Source organism: Thalassolituus sp. UBA2590, assembly GCF_002339775.1.
GTDB lineage: Bacteria > Pseudomonadota > Gammaproteobacteria > Pseudomonadales > Oceanobacteraceae > Thalassolituus.
The window spans coordinates 25,176-45,402 of the sequence record NZ_DDKU01000026.1 but is presented as its reverse complement, the minus strand read 5'-3'; the positions used below and the strand labels follow the sequence as shown (position 1 = coordinate 45,402).

General features: G+C 49.6%; 14 protein-coding genes. 8 read left to right on the top strand and 6 right to left on the bottom strand.

Features of this window, described 5'->3' with window-relative positions; translation table 11 throughout:
• Positions 1-1,706 (bottom strand): molybdopterin-dependent oxidoreductase (locus tag B2067_RS02655; protein WP_301387354.1); only part of this gene is annotated, 1,706 nt, incomplete at its 3' end.
• A gap of 597 nt (positions 1,707-2,303) precedes the next feature.
• Between B2067_RS02655 and nirB the strand changes: the two genes are divergently transcribed.
• The 5 genes from nirB (at position 2,304) to B2067_RS02630 (ending at position 9,004) form a co-directional block, all read left to right on the top strand.
• Positions 2,304-4,868, top strand: coding sequence for a nitrite reductase large subunit NirB (nirB, locus tag B2067_RS02650; protein WP_301387353.1), 2,565 nt, complete (start codon positions 2,304-2,306; stop codon positions 4,866-4,868).
• A 61-nt stretch (positions 4,869-4,929) separates the two neighbouring features.
• Positions 4,930-5,262: a nitrite reductase small subunit NirD gene (gene nirD, locus B2067_RS02645; RefSeq protein WP_301387352.1), complete on the top strand. Its 333-nt coding sequence runs from the start codon at positions 4,930-4,932 to the stop codon at positions 5,260-5,262.
• 50 nt (positions 5,263-5,312) lie between these two features.
• Positions 5,313-6,779, top strand: coding sequence for a NarK family nitrate/nitrite MFS transporter (locus tag B2067_RS02640; protein WP_301387351.1), 1,467 nt, complete (start codon positions 5,313-5,315; stop codon positions 6,777-6,779).
• A 57-nt stretch (positions 6,780-6,836) separates the two neighbouring features.
• Positions 6,837-8,597, top strand: coding sequence for a bifunctional protein-serine/threonine kinase/phosphatase (locus B2067_RS02635; RefSeq protein ID WP_301387350.1), 1,761 nt, complete (start codon positions 6,837-6,839; stop codon positions 8,595-8,597).
• A gap of 56 nt (positions 8,598-8,653) precedes the next feature.
• Positions 8,654-9,004: a VOC family protein gene (locus B2067_RS02630; protein ID WP_301387349.1), complete on the top strand. Its 351-nt coding sequence runs from the start codon at positions 8,654-8,656 to the stop codon at positions 9,002-9,004.
• On the opposite strand, the gene B2067_RS02625 is transcribed toward B2067_RS02630, so the two are convergent.
• The 5 genes from B2067_RS02625 to B2067_RS02605 form a co-directional block, all read right to left on the bottom strand.
• Positions 9,005-10,252, bottom strand: coding sequence for an NAD(P)/FAD-dependent oxidoreductase (locus B2067_RS02625; RefSeq protein WP_301180993.1), 1,248 nt, complete (start codon positions 10,250-10,252; stop codon positions 9,005-9,007).
• Positions 10,253-10,326: 74 nt separating this feature from the next.
• A complete protein-coding gene (locus B2067_RS02620; protein ID WP_301378504.1) occupies positions 10,327-11,478 on the bottom strand; it encodes an alginate export family protein in 1,152 nt (383 codons plus the stop codon).
• Between the two features lie 41 nt (positions 11,479-11,519).
• A complete protein-coding gene (locus B2067_RS02615) occupies positions 11,520-12,389 on the bottom strand; it encodes an ABC transporter ATP-binding protein (protein ID WP_076514685.1) in 870 nt (289 codons plus the stop codon).
• A 27-nt stretch (positions 12,390-12,416) separates the two neighbouring features.
• Positions 12,417-13,421 carry an ABC transporter permease gene (locus B2067_RS02610; RefSeq protein ID WP_084188676.1) on the bottom strand — a complete coding sequence of 335 codons (1,005 nt, stop codon included), beginning with the start codon at positions 13,419-13,421 and terminating at the stop codon, positions 12,417-12,419.
• Between the two features lie 100 nt (positions 13,422-13,521).
• The gene (locus tag B2067_RS02605) at positions 13,522-14,841 is read right to left on the bottom strand and encodes a CmpA/NrtA family ABC transporter substrate-binding protein (RefSeq protein WP_273087977.1); all 1,320 of its coding nucleotides are present in this window, start codon (positions 14,839-14,841) and stop codon (positions 13,522-13,524) included.
• A gap of 438 nt (positions 14,842-15,279) precedes the next feature.
• Here B2067_RS02605 and B2067_RS02600 point away from each other — a divergent pair, with 438 nt between their 5' ends.
• The 3 genes from B2067_RS02600 to B2067_RS02590 all read left to right on the top strand — a co-directional run bounded on the left by B2067_RS02600 (position 15,280) and on the right by B2067_RS02590 (position 20,181).
• Positions 15,280-15,816, top strand: a complete 537-nt coding sequence (locus tag B2067_RS02600; protein WP_076514688.1) for a hydrolase — start codon at positions 15,280-15,282, stop codon at positions 15,814-15,816.
• Between the two features lie 178 nt (positions 15,817-15,994).
• Positions 15,995-18,208: a YgiQ family radical SAM protein gene (locus B2067_RS02595; protein WP_301387348.1), complete on the top strand. Its 2,214-nt coding sequence runs from the start codon at positions 15,995-15,997 to the stop codon at positions 18,206-18,208.
• A 41-nt stretch (positions 18,209-18,249) separates the two neighbouring features.
• Entirely contained in the window at positions 18,250-20,181 is a 1,932-nt protein-coding gene (locus B2067_RS02590) for an acetyl-CoA hydrolase/transferase C-terminal domain-containing protein (protein WP_301387347.1), read from the top strand.
• Positions 20,182-20,227: the final 46 nt, after the last annotated feature.

Sequence of the window (20,227 nt, the reverse complement as noted above, 5' to 3'; positions counted from 1 at the left end):
ATGAATTTCGCTTTTCCTGATTCAGTATAGAAATATCCATCGTCGTAAAAACGTGCACGACCAGAGGGATATTTATCATTCACTGGCCACTGAACCGGCGCAAGTGCGTCGTATTGTTCACGGCTCATATTGGTCAGGCCACTGAGGTCAAAGTCCCGCGTGCCTTTGTTCTCAAACATGGAAAGTCGCGCATGCTCGTCAAAAATATCGGCGGGATGCTCGTATGGGAATTCTTTCCCGAAACCCAGTCGACGTGCGACCTGAGTAATTATCCACCAGTCAGGGCGAGCTTCGCCCGGCGGAGGGAGGAAGCCTCTCTGACGCGATATACGGCGCTCAGAGTTTGTGACAGTACCGTTCTTTTCACCCCAGCTGGCAGCGGGCAGCAGTACATGAGCAGCCGCGGTTGTATCGGTGTTTGCCATGCAATCTGAGACGACGACCAGCTCACAGTGTTTCATGGCTTCTTTAACATCATCAGCATCGGGCATGCTGACCAGCGGGTTAGTTGACATAACCCAAAGAAACTTTATTTTCCCGCTTTTGACTTCGTTGAACAGATCGACCGCTTTTAGCCCTGGCTTTTCTGCAATACGAGGTGACTGCCAGAAACGTCGTACGCGGTCTCTATCGGCGGGGGAGAAGTCCATATGCGCAGCCAGCTGGTTGGCCAGGCCTCCAACTTCCCGCCCACCCATTGCATTAGGTTGCCCAGTAATTGAGAACGGACAGGCGCCGGGCTTACCAATACGACCCGTCGCGAGGGGAAGGTTGATAATGCTGTTTGCTTTATCAGTTCCATCGACACTCTGATTAACCCCTTGAGAATAAAAGGTCACTGTTTTCGGCATGTCGCGGAACCAGGCGAAGAAGGTTTCCAGGTCCTGCTGGCTGACATCAGTAATATCAGCGAGTGAAGAAAAATCAGCGGCTGCCTGTGATGCGGCATCAAGTGCTGCGCTGATATTTTCAGAACACTGTTCAATAAAGTGTGTATCCAGTGCGTTCTGTTGGTGTAAGTAGGTCAGCAGCGCATTGAACAGCGTCGTATCGGAACCCGGCTTTATTGGCAGGTGCAGGTCTGCAATGTCACAGGTTGCTGTTTTACGAGGGTCGATCACAACAACCTTCATATCCGGGCGAGCTTTCTTCGCCGCAGCCATACGTTGGAACAGGATAGGGTGGGCCCAGGCGGCATTGCTTCCGGTGATCACCAGAAGGTCAGCCTGTTCCAGGTCTTCGTAGCATCCCGGTACCGTATCACTGCCAATAGACCGTTTGTAAGAAGCAACAGCCGATGCCATACAAAGGCGGGAATTCGTATCCATATTCGCGCTGCCAATAAAGCCCTTCATCAGCTTGTTGGCAACGTAGTAATCTTCGGTCAGCAGCTGGCCAGAACCGTAGAAAGCAACGGCCTCAGGGCCGTGGGTAGAGATCACCTGACGGATCTTATCTGCCACCAGGTTCAGAGCTGTGTCCCAGTCTGTTGTCTGGCCATTCATTGTGGGGTGAAGCAAGCGGTCGGCGTGACCCAGGGTGTCATGCAGCGCGGAACCCTTAACACACAGGCGTCCGAAATTAGCAGGGTGCGACTTCATACCGGCAACGGGAGCGATATCTTCCTGAGTACCGGAGATATCCACGCCACAACCTACTCCACAGTAGGGGCATGTTGTCTGAACCTGTAATTTTTCATGACTCATAGGGGTATCCCATCACTGGACCTGATCCATCTCAGGTCTTTTCGGAGCAAAAAAAAACGCCCGCGGAGTTATCCGCGAGCGCCAATGCTCATAAACACAACACAAAACGACGACACCAACGCTGGTGTCTGGACCGCTGAATCTGGCTCCCTGCCAATGCACAAGGTCTTGTTGATTAGTAAACAAAAAAGGTGCCAAGTCTCGATTGTGACCGTGAAAATAGTGTAGGGGGCTCGCTCAACCCGCGCTACTACTGAACTTGGTTATGTAAGGGATGCTTAATCTTGCGCGATTCTGGATGCTTTTGTCTTTTCACTATGGGCTGATTTTCTCCGTGGCGTGCTTTGTCGGAGTGCAGGAGTGGGGTTTTTAGCACTCTTGTGGTGCGCAAAGTGATATTGAGTTGGCTGCCAGTTGTAAGAATGTGGGCTGGAGGCCAGACGGGCCGGACAGGAGCCGTATGTCAGTGTCGTTGGCATCCATATTGCTAAAGCCTATTCGATACTGTTTGCTGCAACGGCGTAGCAACTAAGTAGAGCAACGATGCACTTATTTAAGGAGACAAGAAGAATGTCTAAATAAGAGAGAGTCATCGCCATGAGTAAGAAGCGCATCATAGTTGTTGGTAACGGTATGGTTGGCCACAACTTCCTCGCCACTATGGCCGAATCTGATCACGCCTCAGAATTCGAACTAATTACATTTTCAGAAGAACCTCGCCTCGCTTACGACCGTGTACAGCTGAGCAAGTATTTTTCAGGCGCTACCGCGGCTGATCTCGCACTCACGACAGAATCTGAGTACGACGACTGCGGTATTACCTATTTAAAAAATGAGAAAGTCCTCGAGATCGACGCTGACAATAAAACAATAACGACCTCAACCGGTCGTATTGAAGGCTACGATAAACTCGTTCTGGCAACCGGCTCTTACCCATTTGTTCCACCGATTCCGGGTAAAGATCAGGAACACTGCCTTGTTTATCGTACGATAGAAGATCTTGAAGCAATTTCTGCGTCTGCCGAAGTATCTAAAACTGGTGTTGTTGTCGGTGGCGGCCTGCTCGGCCTCGAGGCGGCAAATGCACTTAAAGAAGCCGGTCTTGATACCCACGTTGTTGAATTCGCTCCGCGCCTAATGGCAGTGCAGCTCGATGAGGGCGGCGGTAACCTGCTGCGTCATAAGATCGAGTCGCTGGGTGTGTCAGTACACACTGAGAAAAACACCAAAGAAATTGTTGCTGGTGAAGAATGCCGCTATCGCATGAACTTTGCAGATGGCTCGCATCTTGAAACTGACATGATTCTTTTCTCCGCGGGTATTCGCCCTCAGGATGAACTTGCCCGTCAATTTGGAATTGATGTCGGCGAGCGTGGCGGCATCGTTATCAACGATTATTGCCAGACCTCGGTAGAAGATATCTACGCCATCGGCGAGTGTGCGCTTTGGGATAGCAAAATTTTCGGTCTTGTTGCTCCTGGTTATCAGATGGCCAAGGTAACTGCTACGCATATCACCGATACCCTGATTAACCTGAAAACCCCAGAGCTGGCATTTAAAGGCGCAGATATGAGCACCAAGCTTAAACTGCTGGGTGTGGATGTCGCCTCGATAGGGGATGCACATGGTCATACTGCGGGCTCTCAGTCGTTTGTGTTCAGCGATGATATTGAGGAAGTCTATAAGCGCCTTATCGTATCGGCAGATGGCAAGAAACTGTTGGGTGCAGTGTTGGTGGGTGAGACTGATTCATACGGTACTCTCCTGCAACTGATGCTCAACGATATGGATATCCCGGGTAATCCAGCTGCCTTGATCTTACCTGCATTGGGTGACGAGGCTCCAGCTGGTCTTGGTGTTACTGCATTACCTGATACGGCTCAGATCTGTTCATGCTACGACGTATCAAAGGGTGACATTGCTGCTGCGGTACAAGGTGGCTGCTGCACCATGGGAGACATTAAAGGTGCGACCAAAGCGACCTCCGGTTGTGGTGGTTGTGCTGCTCTGACTAAGCAGGTAATGGATGCCGAACTGGAAGCTCTGGGCGTAGAGGTAAATAATGATCTGTGCGAACACTTTGCCTACACCCGTGCTGAGCTGGCAGACATTATTCGTGTAAAAGGCTATGCCACCTTTAAAGATGTATTACAGGGGCATGGTAAGGGACACGGCTGTGAAATCTGTAAGCCGACCATTGGCTCTATTCTGGCTTCTTACAAGAACGAGTATGTCCTGAAAGATGATCTGATGCCGCTGCAGGATACCAACGATATTTTCCTCGGCAATATGCAGAAAGATGGTACTTACTCAGTAGTACCGCGCGTACCGGGTGGTGAGATTACTCCCGATAAACTTATTGCCATTGGTGAGGTCGCTAAAGAGTTTGACCTCTATACGAAAATCACGGGTGGTCAGCGAATCGACTTATTTGGTGCACAACTGCATGAGCTGCCAAAGATCTGGGAAAAGCTGATTGCCGCTGGTCTCGAAACAGGGCATGCCTACGGTAAAGCGCTTCGTACCGTGAAGTCGTGCGTAGGAAGCACCTGGTGTCGTTATGGTGTTCTTGATTCTGTCTCTATGGCTGTCGCTCTTGAACATCGCTACAAAGGGCTTCGTGCACCGCACAAAATTAAGTTCGGTGTTTCCGGGTGTACTCGCGAATGTGCCGAAGCACAATCAAAGGATATCGGTGTAATTGCAACCGAGAGTGGCTGGAACCTGTACGTCTGTGGTAACGGCGGTATGCGTCCTCGCCATGCTGATCTGTTTGCAACAGATCTGGACGATGAAACTCTGATCAAATACATCGACCGTGTGCTCATGTTTTATGTTCGTACAGCGGATCGCCTGCAACGTACCTCTGTATGGCTTGAGAACCTTGAAGGTGGTCTCGATTATCTGCGCGAAGTGGTTATCGATGACAAGCTGGATATCTGTGGCGAGCTTGAAAATGACATGACTCGTGTCGTGGGTACTTATCAGTGTGAGTGGAAAACTACCGTTGAATCTCCTGAGAAACTCAAACGCTTCAGTCACTTTATTAATGCCGCAGAAGAAGACAACAACCTTCTCTATGTGCGTGAGCGAGGGCAGCGACGCCCGGCGACTGATAACGAGCGTATCGAACTGGTTGAGTTAACGGCAGAGAAGCACTGATCTCTGGCAGACCTTAATAGAATTAAAGTATGCAGCAACGCCTGCATGCAGGAGAAAAATGATGACTGACTGGACAAATATTTGTTCTCTTGAAGATCTGGTTCCCGATACTGGCGTATGTGCGCTGGTGGAAGGAAAACAAGTAGCGGTATTCCGCTTTGGTGATGGCGAGACTGTATACGCGATCAGTAATTATGATCCGTTCGGAAAGGCGAACGTACTGTCGCGCGGAATTCTGGGCTCGATAGGTGAGCGTCCTGTGGTAGCGTCTCCGCTTTACAAGCAGCACTTCGATCTTTCGAATGGCGAGTGCCTGGAAGATGATGCAGTGAAGTTGGAGCACTTCCCAGTACGCATTGAGAACGGAATTGTACAAGTGAGATCAGCCGCGTAAGCGGCTCTCCCTGCAATCATATTGCTTTTATATCGTTACTAAGGCCATTTATGACCTCTGAAAAATTTAATATCTTCTCATTCACCGGGAAGATGAAGATTCTGCACCTCAGCTGGATTGCATTTTTTATTACTTTTGTTGTTTGGTTTAACCACGCACCATTATTAATGGCAATTGCAGACAGCCTGGGGCTGGCACCGTCAGAAATTAAGACGCTGCTGATCCTGAATGTTGCACTGACTATTCCAGCACGTGTTGTCATTGGAATGTTGACTGACCGGTTTGGTCCTCGGGTTGTATATTCCTCGCTGCTGGCAGTGTGCTCAATTCCCTGCTTTATGTTCGCGTTTGCCGATAGTTTTGTTCAGGCCGCGGTAGCACGCTTTATGCTTGGCTTTATTGGTGCTGGGTTTGTGATTGGCATCCGCATGGTAAGCGAATGGTTTCCTGCAAATGAACTGGGCACAGCCGAAGGTATTTACGGCGGTTGGGGGAACTTCGGTTCCGCAGCAGCAGCTTTCACTTTACCTGCCGTTGCTTTGTGGTTCGGTGGTGAAGACGGCTGGCGTTATGCCATCGCAGTAACAGGAGCGATGAGCCTGCTGTTCAGTGTTGTGTACTACATGAACGTTTCTGATACACCGAAAGGATCAACTTACTTCAAACCGAAGAATATTGGTGCGATGGAAGTGACCAGCAAAGGCGATTTCTTCTTCCTGCTGTTCATGAAGATTCCTATGTACGCAGCGCTGGCGCTGTTGACCTGGAAGCTGTCTCCAAACGGTGTTGGTCTTCTGACAGAAACCACTGCGATCTTCTGTTACGTCGGTCTGGCTCTGTTGTTTATCTACGAGGTGAGCCAAGTATGGAAGGTAAACAAAGAAATCTTTGAAAAGCCAGTACCAGAAATGCACCAGTACAAGTTTAAACAGGTTGCTGTTCTCAATGTACTCTACTTCGCAACCTTCGGTTCTGAACTGGCGGTTGTTTCTATGCTGCCACTTTTCTTTGCTGAAACTTTCACCCTGGACCCTGTTATGGCCGGTATGGTTGCGTCGGCTTACGCCTTCATGAATCTTATGTCCCGTCCGGGCGGCGGCTGGTTGTCTGATAAGTTCGGACGTAAGTCGACCTTGTTGATTCTGACAGCGGGTCTGGCTGTGGGTTATTTTATAATGTCTCTGGTTGATAGCAGCTGGCCACTCTGGCTCGCAGTTGTTGCTGCGATGGCGTGTTCGTTCTTTGTTCAGTCAGGTGAGGGTGCAGTATTCGCTGCAGTGCCTCTGATCAAGCGTCGTCTGACTGGTCAGATTGCGGGTATGACTGGAGCCTACGGCAACGTGGGTGCTGTTACTTATCTGACAGTGCTGTCGTTCGTCGATTATTCTGTCTTCTTTATGGTAATCGCGGCGACCGCCGTAGTAGGCTTTATTACTCTTCTGTTCATGGAAGAACCGAAAGGTCACATTGCTGAAGTCCGTGAAGACGGATCGGTTGAGATGATCAGTGTAAACTGATGGGTCTCGGTTCGGTAAAAAAGTGGCTCCGGCCACTTTTTTTATGGGAGAAAGAAAATGACGCCGCCAGGCAACGAACGTAACCTCGAAGTGACATTCGGTGGTTTTAGCTCTGCTGGGAACAAACCAGAAAATCAGGATGCTTTCGCAGCCTGGCAGCCGTCGACGAACAGCGCCCGTTACAAAGGCATCGCTTGCTGTATTGCTGACGGAGTGAGCTGCAGTGACAACGCTCAGCAGGCGAGTACAACCAGCGTTACCCATTTTCTTAATGACTATTACAGCACGCCAGACAGCTGGGACGTAAAAACCGCAGCCGGAAAAGTACTCAGTTCATTGAATGCCTGGTTATACCACCACGGGCAACAGGCCAGCGCACGGCATAATTCTCTGGTGACCACTCTCAGTTCAGTCGTACTTAAATCGAGTACCTTGCACGTCTTTCATGTAGGAGACTCACGCGTGTACCGATTACGGAACGGTTCTCTGGAGTGCCTGACCCGTGATCATACTCATCAGCATGGTAATGGGCAGGATTACCTCAGCCGTGCAATGGGGATGGATACGCATCTGGAGGTTGATTATCTGAGTCAGCCATTGGAAAACAGCGATGTACTCCTGATGACGACAGATGGCGTACATGGTTTTCTTACAGATAAAAGAATTCGCGATATTCTGATTAAGGAATTGAAGCCGCAGAGTACACAAACTCATTTTGAGCGGTGTGCAGAAACCCTGGTGAACCAGGCACTGGATAACGGTAGCAATGACAATCTTACCGCCATGGTTATTCGTGTTGAAAGCTTACCTGAGCAGAATATTGAAGAAACCCATCGTGTATTAACAGAGCGTGTTATACCTCCAGTACTAAATATCGGTGATTGCATTGATCACTATGAAGTCGAGCAGGTCTTGTATGCGGGCACCCGAAGCCATTTATATCGGGTGCTGAGCCGGCGTGATAAAAGGCGCTATGTGCTGAAAGCACCGTCTTTGAATTTTGAAGAGGACCTGGTCTATCTCGAGGGTTTTGTGCGTGAGCAATGGGTAGGTGCTCGTGTAGATCATGCTAATGTCATGAAAATTCTTCCGCCTGAACCTCACGCACGGTTTATGTACCATGTCTGTGAGTTGATTGAAGGCGAGTCTCTGCGACAGTGGATGAATGATCATCCTCAACCTGAACTGAGTAGTGTACGGAATATAGTCGAGCAGATAGTGATGGCGCTTCGCGCATTCCAGCGAATGGGAATGGTACACCGTGACCTGAAGCCTGAGAATGTCATGATCACTGCACAAGGGCAGGTGAAACTGATCGACTTTGGCACGGTTCAGGTGAAAGGCCTTGCCGAAGTCGCGAGTCCGGTAGAGGAAGATTGTCCGGTTGGATCGGTAAACTATATTGCACCTGAGTACGTCATGTATGGAGCCGCGACAACCCAGAGCGACTTATTTTCTCTGGGCGTCATGGTGTATGAAATGCTTAGTGGGCAGCAGCCGTTCCAGATGTCTCATATACATAGAAGAGGGGCTCGCTCTGTTTCCGAATGGAAATATCAGCCCTTGCGTGACGTTCGCTCTGATATTCCTTTATGGTTGGATCTCGCTATAGAAAAATCCTGCCATCCTGATATTCATGCCAGACACTCTGCCTTGTCTGAGTTCTGGGCTGATCTGACAAAACCAAATGATGCACTGGTCAGTGCCTACTCTGGAAAGCCCCTGATAGAGCGTCATGCTGATAAGGTGTGGCCGACAATATCAGCGGTTCTTTTGCTGGTGGTTATACTTCAGTCCTGGTTGCTATTATCAGAGTAAGAAGGCAACCTGAAGATAAAACAGAACCCACAACAGAACCCACAAGGAAGAAACAGATGAAACACGAAAAGATGGATTACGTTGAGTTTGCAGAACGTGATCTTGAAGCAACCAAAACGTTTTTTAATCAGGTATTTCACTGGCAGTTCACCGATTATGGTGAGTCGTACACAGCGTTCGACTTTCAGGGGTTAATGGGCGGTTTCTATCAGGCTGAGTTAGCCTCTGACCCCGCCCGAGGTGGTGCATTGCTGGTGTTTTATAGCCGCAATATAGAAAACACCATGAGTAAGGTCAGTGCTGCTGGCGGTGAAATCGTGCGCCCGGTTTTTGAGTTTCCAGGAGGGAAGCGTTTCCATTTCCGTGAGCCCAGTGGGAATGAGTTCGCAGTCTGGTCTGATCACTGATCAGGCTGCGTCGGAACAATACGCTTGCCCGAATATGAGCATGTCGCGATAGTCACTGACGTCTGTTTTTTCTTCCATCATTTGGTAGTACCAATGGCTGTCGGTGACATCTCCTATACATAACGCACCTATGATCCGGTTGGCCTTCAGGATCACTTTCTTGTAGACACCATATTCTCGGTCTTCCAGTACCAGGGCGTCTGCGCCTTCCGGTGTTTCGTACTCACCGATACTATGGATGTCCAGGCCCGATACTTTGAGTTTGGTCAGGTGTGATCGCTCAATGTAACCACTGGCGTTATCTTTGGATGTTAGTTGTCTGACGATGACGTCGGCCTGATCCCAGATAGGTGCTACTAAACCGTAAGTGGTTCCTGAAAACTCACAGCATTCTCCCAGGGCAAAGATGTCGTCAGCAGATGTCTGCATTCTTTCATCGACACAGATACCTCGATTCACGCTGAGTCCTGAGCTATCCGCAAGTTCTTTGTTAGGAAGAATACCCGTTGCAAAGATAACCAGTTGAGTATCGCGTTTTTCGAGAGTATCGGCGGTTGCAAAGGATACTTCGCGGACCCCTGAGTCGTCTGTCAGAACTTCTTCTGGATTTACTCCAGTGATCACTTCAATTCCTCGTTCCTCCAAAGCCCCTTTTAAAAGATCAGACGCTTTTGCATCAAGCTGGCGGTTCATTAAAACAGGATTGCGATGAATCAGAGTGACGTCGATTCCTCGTAGTTTCAGCCCGACGGCAGCTTCTACGCCAAGCAAGCCAGCGCCTATTACGGTTGCATGTTTAAGGCCGTTGAGCTTTTCTTCCATAGCATCAACATCACTCATTGTGCGAAAACCGATGACATCCGGGTGATCTGCACCTTTGACCGGAGGTATAAACGAACGGCTCCCCGTGGCGAATACCAACTTTTCATATGGATAGCTACGACCGCTTTGGGTGGTAACGATTTTTTGTTCTGTATCAACCAGAGTGGCACTGTCACCCAGCTGAATCGATATACGGTAGTTGGAATACCATGCGTCATCATGGGGTGTTATGTTCGCCAGAGTCGTTTCTTTGGCGAGAAGAGGTGAGAGCATAATGCGATTGTAGTGAGGGATCTTTTCATCGCCGAGCACAAGAATCCGGTCGTATGGATGATCTTCAGCAAGCCCCTCCAGTATGCGATTAGCCGCCATACCGTTACCGATAATTACCAGTTGGTTTTCTACTTTCTTGTCTTCACTCTTCACTCGATTCTCCACATCTTTTATAACAGAATAAACGAAAACAGCGGCCATAGGCCGCTGAGTTTCGTTGCGGGGTATCAGAACTTAGCCTGAACCCATGCCCACATTTTAGTGGTATCTACGCCGGTATCACCCGCAGAGTAAAACGCCGCTTTTGCACCTACAGTGAAGGTGTCATCGAGTTTCTTAACTGCCAGCAGGTCCAGTTCGTTACCAAAATCAACGTCATCTTCAACAGAGTTGAAAGTGTGGTAAAAACCAACCAGTTTTACGCCAGCGACTGCACCAGCGGCTTTGACATAAGTATCGCTCAGGCCGTCACCGCTGGTACTTACCGTGGTACTCAGGAACTTATCCGCCCAACCATTAAACTTGTGTTTGGTTGCCAACGGAGTTTCAAATGCTGCATTACCATCATCGCTACCCAGTGTTTCATTACCCAGTGCCAATGTTACGCCAGATACCACGGCGCCACCCTCAAGGGCAAAGTAGTTAGTGTCTGCAGTTTCCGTGCTCTGAGTAGCATACTCGGCCTTATAGATGAGTTTAGTGCCATCCATATCATAGCTACCGTTGTAGCTAAGGCCGAATGTGTCACGTTGACTATTTTCGGTATCATCGTCTTCTAGCAGGTAAGCGTACGCAGTGATTTTACCGGTACCTACTTTATAACCAGCGTTTAGTAAATGGCTTGTCGTATCGGCGTCAAACCTCGGCAAGATACCATTGACCTGATCAATGAAAGAGTAGTGCAAAGAAAGCTCATCTTTAGAATAGGTCAGCGTAACAGCATCAAACGTTTGCTCGTTTGCGCGCCAGCCTACGTTACCAACAAAACGTGCGCCGTCGAGAATAATACGCTGGCGGCCGACGATTGCACCGAATTCGTCTTTTTTGTAGCTGACCTGGGCCCGGTTCCATTCGCGGGTTTCAGGATCTGCAATAGCATCATAGCCTGCCTTTTCGGGAGCGTAATCGTCAATCAGAGGCTGAACAATTTCGTATTCTACAAGAGCCGAGAACCCTTCGTAATTGAGCGTTTCAAAGCCGACTGCAGCGTCAGTAATCAGGCCTGTCGCGGCGTCATTATCAGTCGCATCGTCAGTATCATTGGTCTCGTAACGCACTTTGACATCAGCGTAGGCATTGCCGTACTCAGTTTCATACGCAGATGCACCCAGTGTGGCAGTCCCCAATGCGATCGCCAGTAACGTTTTCTTAGCTTGCATGGCATTCTCCTTTTAATTCGAAGCCTTTTTATCAATAGAGGTTAAGCAACTTCACCGGTCTTTTTGTCGACCTTTTCTTCATTACTATCGTCGGAGTCGGCAGCCTTCTTAGCGGGCGCATCTGTATCCGGCTTTCTCTGTTTTTCATACAGGAAACTCAGAACCTGCTGACGGTACTTGTTGTATTGCGGGTCGTCGGCAAGTTGAATTCGGTTACGTGGGCGTTCAAGTTCTACGTCCATAATTTCGCCTATGGTCGCGGACGGACCATTGGTCATCATCACAATACGATCCGAAAGCAATACTGCCTCGTCGACATCGTGGGTAATCATGATGACGGTGTTGTTCAGGTCTTTCTGAATTTCCATCAGAGAGTCCTGCAGGTGAGCGCGTGTCAGGGCATCAAGTGCGCCGAACGGCTCGTCCATTAACAGAACCTGCGGCTCCATCGACAGGGCTCGCGCAATACCAACGCGCTGTTTCATACCACCGGAGATTTCATCCGGGCGTTTGTGCATAGCGTGGCTCATGTGAACCAGCTCGAGGTTGTGCTCAATCCATTCACGCATTTCTGCTTTGGATTTATGACCTTTAAATACGCGCTTTACAGCCAGCTCAACGTTCTGATAAGCGGTGAGCCAGGGCAGGAGAGAGTGGTTCTGGAAGACAACAGCACGCTCAGGGCCTGGTTCATTCACTTCTTTTCCGCTCAGGACGACGCCGCCCTGAGTCGCCTGATACAGACCAGCCACGATATTCAGTACCGTAGACTTACCGCAGCCTGAGTGACCAATCAGCGAAATGAATTCGCCTTTCTTAATTTTCAGGTTCACATTCTGAAGGGCACAGAAAGGACCTTTCGGTGTTGGAAATTCGATACCAACATCTGATAGTTCGAGTAATGGGTTCATAATGAAACTCCTCTGTCCTTTGTGTACTTATCGTGTAGCTGCTGACTTATCCCACGACACTTTGCGCTGAATCATCAGCATGACGCGGTCAAGTAAGAAGCCAATCAAACCAATGGTGATAACGGCGACCATAATCCGGCCTAAGGAGTCAGAAGAGCCGTTCTGGAATTCGTCCCAGACGAATTTTCCAAGGCCTGGATTCTGCGCGAGCATTTCCGCCGCGATCAGTACCATCCAGGCAATACCCAGAGAGAGACGTAGACCGGTAAATACCATAGGGATGGATGAAGGAAGTACGATCTTACGAACGTGTTCCATATAGCTCAGGCGCAAGACCTGTGACACATTCACGAGATCTTTAGGAATAGATGCGACACCCACCGCGGTATTAATTACCGTTGGCCAAAGGCAGCACAGCATGACTGTGATCATGGAAGTCACGAATGATTTCGGCACCATCGGATCGTCTGATACATAGAGAGCAGATACCACCATAGTGACGATAGGGAGCCAGGCTAAAGGTGATACTGGCTTGAAAATCTGGATAACAGGATTGAATGCGCTGTAAAGGTTGGCACTCAGTCCAATAACGATACCGAATGGGATAGCAATCAGTGAGGCCAGGACAAAACCACTTAATACGGTTACCAGGCTGGTCCCAATCTGATCAATGTAGGTTGGTTTACCTGTGTAGTCCCGGGTTTTCGGAACGTAAGTTGGGTCTTGTTTAACGCGGGCAGCGTTACGCTTTTCCTGTCGCTCGTAAAACGCTTCGGCTTTTTCACGTTCAGTGAAGTGTTCAGATAGCAGACCTTTGGTCTGGGTAACAACGTCACCTGGTCCGGGGAACTGCCCCAGAGAGGTATTGATATTACTGGCGGCGGCTTGCCAGATCATCAGAAAAACCAATAAGCCGGCCAGTGGCAGACCAATAGTTTTAATAATCGTCTGGATATTTCCAGAAACATCTTCACCTTTCGCAATACTCACAAAGGGTGAAATCCAGGCAATATTCGACAGCGCAGTAGTCATAAAAACTCCTTCGGTCCGGACCATTGAGTCCGTTGACCCTTTTTAATGGGTGGGTGAGGAAAGCCTCACCCACTTTGTTGCATCCGATCGGATATTCAGATCAGATTTTCTCGGCGCCTTTCAGGCCGATTTCGAACTTCTTGAGGTACTCATTAGGCTTGCTACCGTCGTATACGATATTGTCGATGAAGCCTTTCTGAGCGGGTTTGAAGCCGGTTTCTGTTGCGAAATCCGGAAAGTCTTTCGCATCAAGCTTGCCTTCTTTGATCAGCTCTTTGGCTGCAGAAGCGTAGATATCTGGGCGATAAACTTTCTTCGCTGTTTCCATGAACCAGTCATCTGATTTTTCTTCAGAAATCTGACCCCAGCGACGCATTTGAGTGAGGTACCAGATGGCATCCGAGTAGTATGGGTAGGTTGCGTTGTAACGGAAGAACACGTTGAAGTCCGGTACTTCGCGCTTATCGCCTTTCTCGTATTCGAAGGTGCCTGTCATTGAGTTAGCAATAACGTCATAGTCAGCGCCTACGTACTGGGATTTAGACAGAATTTTTACTGCTTCAGGGCGGTTCGCGTTGTTATCAGCATCCAGCCAGGCTGCTGCACGAATCATCGCCTTAACAACTTTCTTATGAGTGATTGGGTATTTGTCTGCCCACTCTTTGCTTACACCAAACACTTTTTCTGGGTTGTTTTTCCAGATTTCGTAGTCGGTAATAACGGGTACACCAATGCCTTTAAATACGGCTTGCTGGTTCCATGGTTCACCTACGCAGTAACCGTAAATGGTGCCGGCTTCCATCGTTGCAGGCATTTGCGGTGGTGGAGTTACAGAAAGCAGCGCATCGGCATCAATCTGACCCGAGGTATCACCCTTATGCGGTGCGTAGTAGCCAGGGTGAATACCGCCCGCAGCCAACCAGTAACGCAGTTCATAGTTGTGTGTTGAAACCGGGAATACCATGCCCATGTTGAATGGCTTACCGTCGGCTTTATATTTCTCAACGACTGGTTTAAGTGCATCTGCTTTAATCGGGTGAACTGGCTTGCCATTTTCGTGCGGGATATGTTCTTTCATCTGGCTCCAGATATCGTTTGATACCGTGATGCCATTGCCGTTGAGGTCCATGCTGAACGCAGTGATGATGTGTGCCTGCGTACCGAAGCCAATGGTTGCGCCCAGGGGCTGACCAGCAAGCATGTGGGCACCGTCGAGCTGACCATCGATTACGCGGTCGAGCAGGACTTTCCAGTTAGCCTGTGCTTCGAGGGTGACGTACAGACCTTCTTCTTCGAAGTAGCCTTTTTCATAGGCTACAGCCAGAGGAGCCATGTCGGTCAGCTTGATAAAACCGAACTTCAGTTCTTCTTTTTCTGCCCATTCCTCAGCGGATACCAGAGGCGCTGACATGGTTGCCATGCCTGCGGCCAATACCAGTGCGCTTTTCACAAACGTGCGGCGCAGAGTTTTGATTCCTCGCATTTCCTTCCCCTTTTTAAAGCAACAAAAAAAGGCGCTACGACAGCACTGCTATTAGCAGGAGTCGAAAGCGCCTTTGCTTTGTAAATCTTGATTTGAAAATTGCGAACTTCGCCATTGAAGTTCTGAAATGCTTAATACAAGCACCGTGCCAATTAATTTATTAAATTGAAATAATTCCAGAGAAGCCTTGTTTCATGCAGGTTTCAGAGAGGTAAGGATTATATGGTTGTCAGTTTTAAATATGAGGTTGAGAATTATTATTAGATATCTGCGATTACCTTCGGCTCGTTTTGGTGCGGAGCGCAGATGTTTGGTGATACTCTGGTGCAGCTCGTATCGTAATCACTATAACCATTTGTGAAATAAGGAATTTTTATGCTCAACCGCAAGCGCACCGGCCTGATCATTGTGGATGTTCAGGGTAAGTTAGCCCGATTGATGCACGATTCCGAGGCAATGCACGCCTCTCTGAGAACACTGATTTCCGGCATAAAGGCGATTGACCTGCCGATTATCTGGCTTGAGCAGAACCCGGAAAAGCTGGGCGAGACATCACCTGAGTTAACGGAGCTTCTTTCTGGAGAACCCATCTCTAAGTACACCTTCAGTGCGTGTGGTGAACCGCGTTTCGTCGACGCTATTGAAGCGAGTGATGTACATACCTGGCTGGTCGCGGGTATCGAGTCGCATATCTGTGTGTATCAGACCGTACGGGATCTGATTGAGCTTGGGCGTAAAGTTGAGGTCGTTACTGACTGCGTTTCCTCGCGAACACCCGCAAACCGTCAGCTGGGAATTGATCGTATGCTGGATGCCGGTGCTCGCCCAACCAGCGTCGAAATGTGCCTGTTCGAGCTGGTGGGCAGTTGCAAGGTACCGGAGTTTAAAGCCGTATTGGATCAGATTAAGTAATCTCTACCGTAATATGGGCGAGGCCAGACACCTCGCTCAGCCAGCGCTTCACAGTTTATTACATGTCAGGTGTGAGAAAGCACCAACCATACAAGCCATAAAGCCGGTGTGCACATTGGCTCTGGGCTCTGATTTTGAGACAATAGCTGACCATACTCCTCGGTCTTTGCGGTTATCCATGAATCAGCCTTCCAGCCAGACGAACAAGCACTTGTTCTCCAACTATCCATACTGGGCAGAGTGCTTCGGCACAGCGCCGTTTCTGCCTATGTCCAGGGAAGAGATGGATCAGCTCGGCTGGGATTCCTGTGACGTCATCCTGGTAACCGGTGACGCCTACGTTGATCACCCCAGTTTTGGTATGGCGGTCATGGGGCGGATGCTGGAATCTCAGGGGTTCCGTGTCGGCATCATTGCTCAGCCTGACTGGAACAACCCCGAAGACTTTACCAGGTTAGGTAAGCCGAATTTCTATTTCGGCATCACCGCGGGCAACATGGACTCCATGATTAACCGTTACACGGCCGACCTGAAAGTCCGCTCAGACGATGCCTACACACCGCATGGCGAGCCGGGTAAGCGACCAGATCGGGCGGTGATTGTCTATTCGCAGAAATGCCGGGAAGCCTATAAAGATGTCCCCATCGTGATTGGTGGCATTGAGGCATCACTGCGTCGAATCGCTCAATACGACTACTGGACTGATCAGGTACGTCGTTCGGTACTGATCGACTCTGGTGCGGACATCCTCCTATATGGCAACGCAGAACGCGCGATTGTCGATTTGACGCATGCGTTAGCTCAGGGGCGGGAAGTTAAAGATCTGACCGATCTTCGGGGTACGACAATCGTTCGTGAGGCAACTCCGGAAGGCTGGGCAGAAGTCGACTCCACACGAATCGACTGGCCTGGTCGTATCGACGAGATACCGAATCCGTATGAAATGAAAGATACAGAGACGATGTCCTGTAGTACCAACGGAGACGGGGAAGAGCAGGAAGGCAGCGCAGAAGACAGTGATGTGATGCCGGTTAAGATTGTGCCTATGCCGCTGCATCGTAAGGCCGATCTTGATCCTGAAACAACGGTGATTCGTCTGCCGTCGTTCGAGAAAGTCCGCAACGACAGCGCGCTGTATGCGCATGCATCACGGGTGCTTCATCAGGAGTCGAACCCATACAACGCACGACCACTGGTGCAGAAACATGGCACCCGTGAAATCTGGGTCAACCCGCCACCGATCCCTCTCGAAACCGACGAGATGGACAGCGTGTTCGGCTTCCAATACCAGCGTGTTCCTCACCCTTCGTATGGCGATGCCAAAATTCCGGCTTATGAAATGATCCGTTTTTCGGTCAATATCATGCGTGGTTGCTTTGGTGGCTGTACTTTCTGCTCAATTACCGAGCACGAGGGGCGGATTATTCAGAGCCGCTCGCAGGAATCCGTGATTAACGAAATTGAAGAAATCCGCGATAAAGTTCCGGGCTTTACCGGTACTATTTCGGATCTCGGCGGCCCGACCGCAAATATGTATCACCTGAACTGTAAGAGCCCGGAAATCCTGAAAAACTGCCGCCGTTTGAGCTGTGTTTTCCCTGGAATCTGTAAAAACCTGAAAACCGACCACAGTGCAACGACTCAGCTTTATCGTGCCGCCCGCGCACTGCCGGGAATTAAGCGAGTAGCGATTGCCTCTGGCCTTCGTTATGACCTGGCAGTCAAAGATCCCGAGTACGTTCGTGAATTGGTGACGCATCATGTTGGTGGCTATCTAAAGATCGCGCCAGAGCACACGGAGATGAACGTGCTCAACAAAATGATGAAGCCGGGTATGGGCACCTACGATGCCTTTAAGCGCATGTTCGATAAATTCTCGAAAGAGGCGGGTAAAGAGCAGTACCTGATTCCTTACTTTATTGCGGCGCACCCGGGTACTGAAACCAAAGACATGATGAATCTGGCGCTGTGGCTGAAACGCAACAAGTTCCGGGTCGATCAGGTACAGACTTTCTATCCGTCACCAATGGCACTGGCAACCGCCATGTATCATTCCGAGCGTGATCCGTTACACCGGATGAGCTATAAATCGAAGAAGATGCATATCCCGCGCAAGCTTGAGGAGCGTCGTCTGCAAAAGGCTTTCCTTCGTTATCACGATTCAAGAGGCTGGCCTGCCTTGCGTGAGGAGCTGAAACGCATCGGGCGTACCGATCTTATTGGTAGTGGCCCGAATGCATTGATTCCCGCAGAGGATGAAGTACCTTCCAAGCGTCATCAACGCCCGGGTTTCAAACCAAAGGCGGCTGCCGCGAAACGGAAAGGTGGAGCGCCGGCGAGTTCAGCTAAACCCGGTACTGCAAAGAAGGCTGGCCCACGTAAGCGCCGCTGAACTCTGGTGGCTTGCTGACGTCCAACCTGGATATGGACAATATGACACAGCAGTTTACTTCTTACGACGATATGGTCGCGCAGGTTATTGAGACCTGCGGGCCGGACATTCGTCTGGCTACTATTCTGGGGCTAGGCAAACCCAACCGTTTAATCAACGCGCTGTACGATACGGTGAAAGATCGCAGTGATTTATCACTGACTATTTTCACCGCACTTTCTCTTAACCCTCCTGAGCCTGCCTCCGATCTTGAATCCCGATTTCTGACTCCCTTTGTCGAAAGGTTGTATGGCAAGGATTTCCCGCGGCTGAAGTACGCTGACGATATGAAGGCCGGTAAGTTGCCTGGGAACATTCACGTTGAGGAGTTTTACACTCAGCCCGGCAGCTATGTGAAATCCGCGCAAGGGCAACAGAATTACAACAGCCTTAATTACACAGAAGTGGCGGATGCTTTATCGACCAAAGGGATAAACGTTGTTTTTCAGCGAGTATCAGCTAACGACAGTGGAGAATATTCGCTCTCGTCGAATACAGATTTGACACAGGACGTGCTTGATAGAATACAGCAGGCAGGGCAACCCCGACCTTTCTGTGTCGGTGAAGTTGATCACAACCTTCCGTGGGTCGGTGGCAAGGCCGTCATGCCTTCTCAGTTTTTCGACGCTATCGTCAATGTTACAAGTACCAATGACCAGTTGTTTGCTTTGCCTCGTCAGCCGGTCAGTGACAGTGATTTTGCCATAGGCTTTTATGCGTCATTACTGGTAAAAGACGGAGGTACCCTACAGGTGGGGATTGGGGCATTAGCCGATGCCCTTTGCTACGCACTGGTCCTCCGACATACGGACAATGCACTTTATCGTAAGATTATTAACGCGCTGAACCCGGATGTTCTGGCGTCTGATCTGGTGCGGGAGTACGGGGGATACGAGCCTTTCGAAACCGGAGTATACGGTTGTAGCGAAATGGTGAACGAAGGGTTCAGGGTGCTCGTCGAGCAAGGCATTATGAAGCGGCGCGTGGTTGATAATCTGACTCTTATGCGCAAACAGAATACGGGCGAACTCTCAGCTGAAGAGCAGGACATCATTGAGTCTGAAGGTAAGTACCTTCGCGGTGGATTTTATCTCGGCTCGCCGGAGTTTTATCAATGGATTGAAGAACAGGGCGCGCAACCGAATACGTTAGAGATGGACCGTATCGGTCGTATTAATTCTGTTACCGGGCCGGACTATGAGCTTGAGGTTGAACAGAGGCGCCATGCGCGATTTATGAATATATGTATGATGGCAACGCCGCTCGGCGGAGCTGCTTCTGAAACATTGCCCGATGGCCGCGTCGTCTCGGGTGTTGGTGGACAATATAATTTCGTATCCATGGCAGCGGATTTACCCGAAGCACGTTCAGTGCTGATGTTCCATGCTGCTCGCGGCGATAAGCAGGAAAGTAATGTCCGCTGGAACTTATCCAACCTGACGATACCTCGCCATCTTCGCGATATTTATGTGACCGAATACGGCATTGCCGATCTGCGTTTTGCGTCCGACGAAGAATGTATTCAGCGAATGCTCAGCGTATCGGCGTCGGGCTCAGTCACGAGTCTGAAAGAGCAGGCTGTTGCCGCCGGTAAATTGAAGGCTTCTTTTTATATCAGTACGATTAAACAGAAAAATTCACCGGAAATTCTGGGAAAAAGACTCGCAGAGTTTCGTCGCAATGGTAGCCTGATCGACTACCCACTTGGCAGTGACTTTACCCCGGTCGAGCAGAAACTGGTCACAGCCTTGCAGATATTGAGGCGAAGCACGTCGACCACAGCCGGTAAGTTACAGCTGATATATCGAGCCCTGACAACCCAGCTCCCGGATTACGAAGAAGAAGTATCGCGAATGTCGCTCAGTGAGGCTACGTCGCTCAAGGAAAAATTAACCGCCAGGTTGTTACGTTATGCATTATTCTCAAGCGAGTAGCAACAATATAAATGTCATCTGTGCAATGCATCATTGCATGAAGATA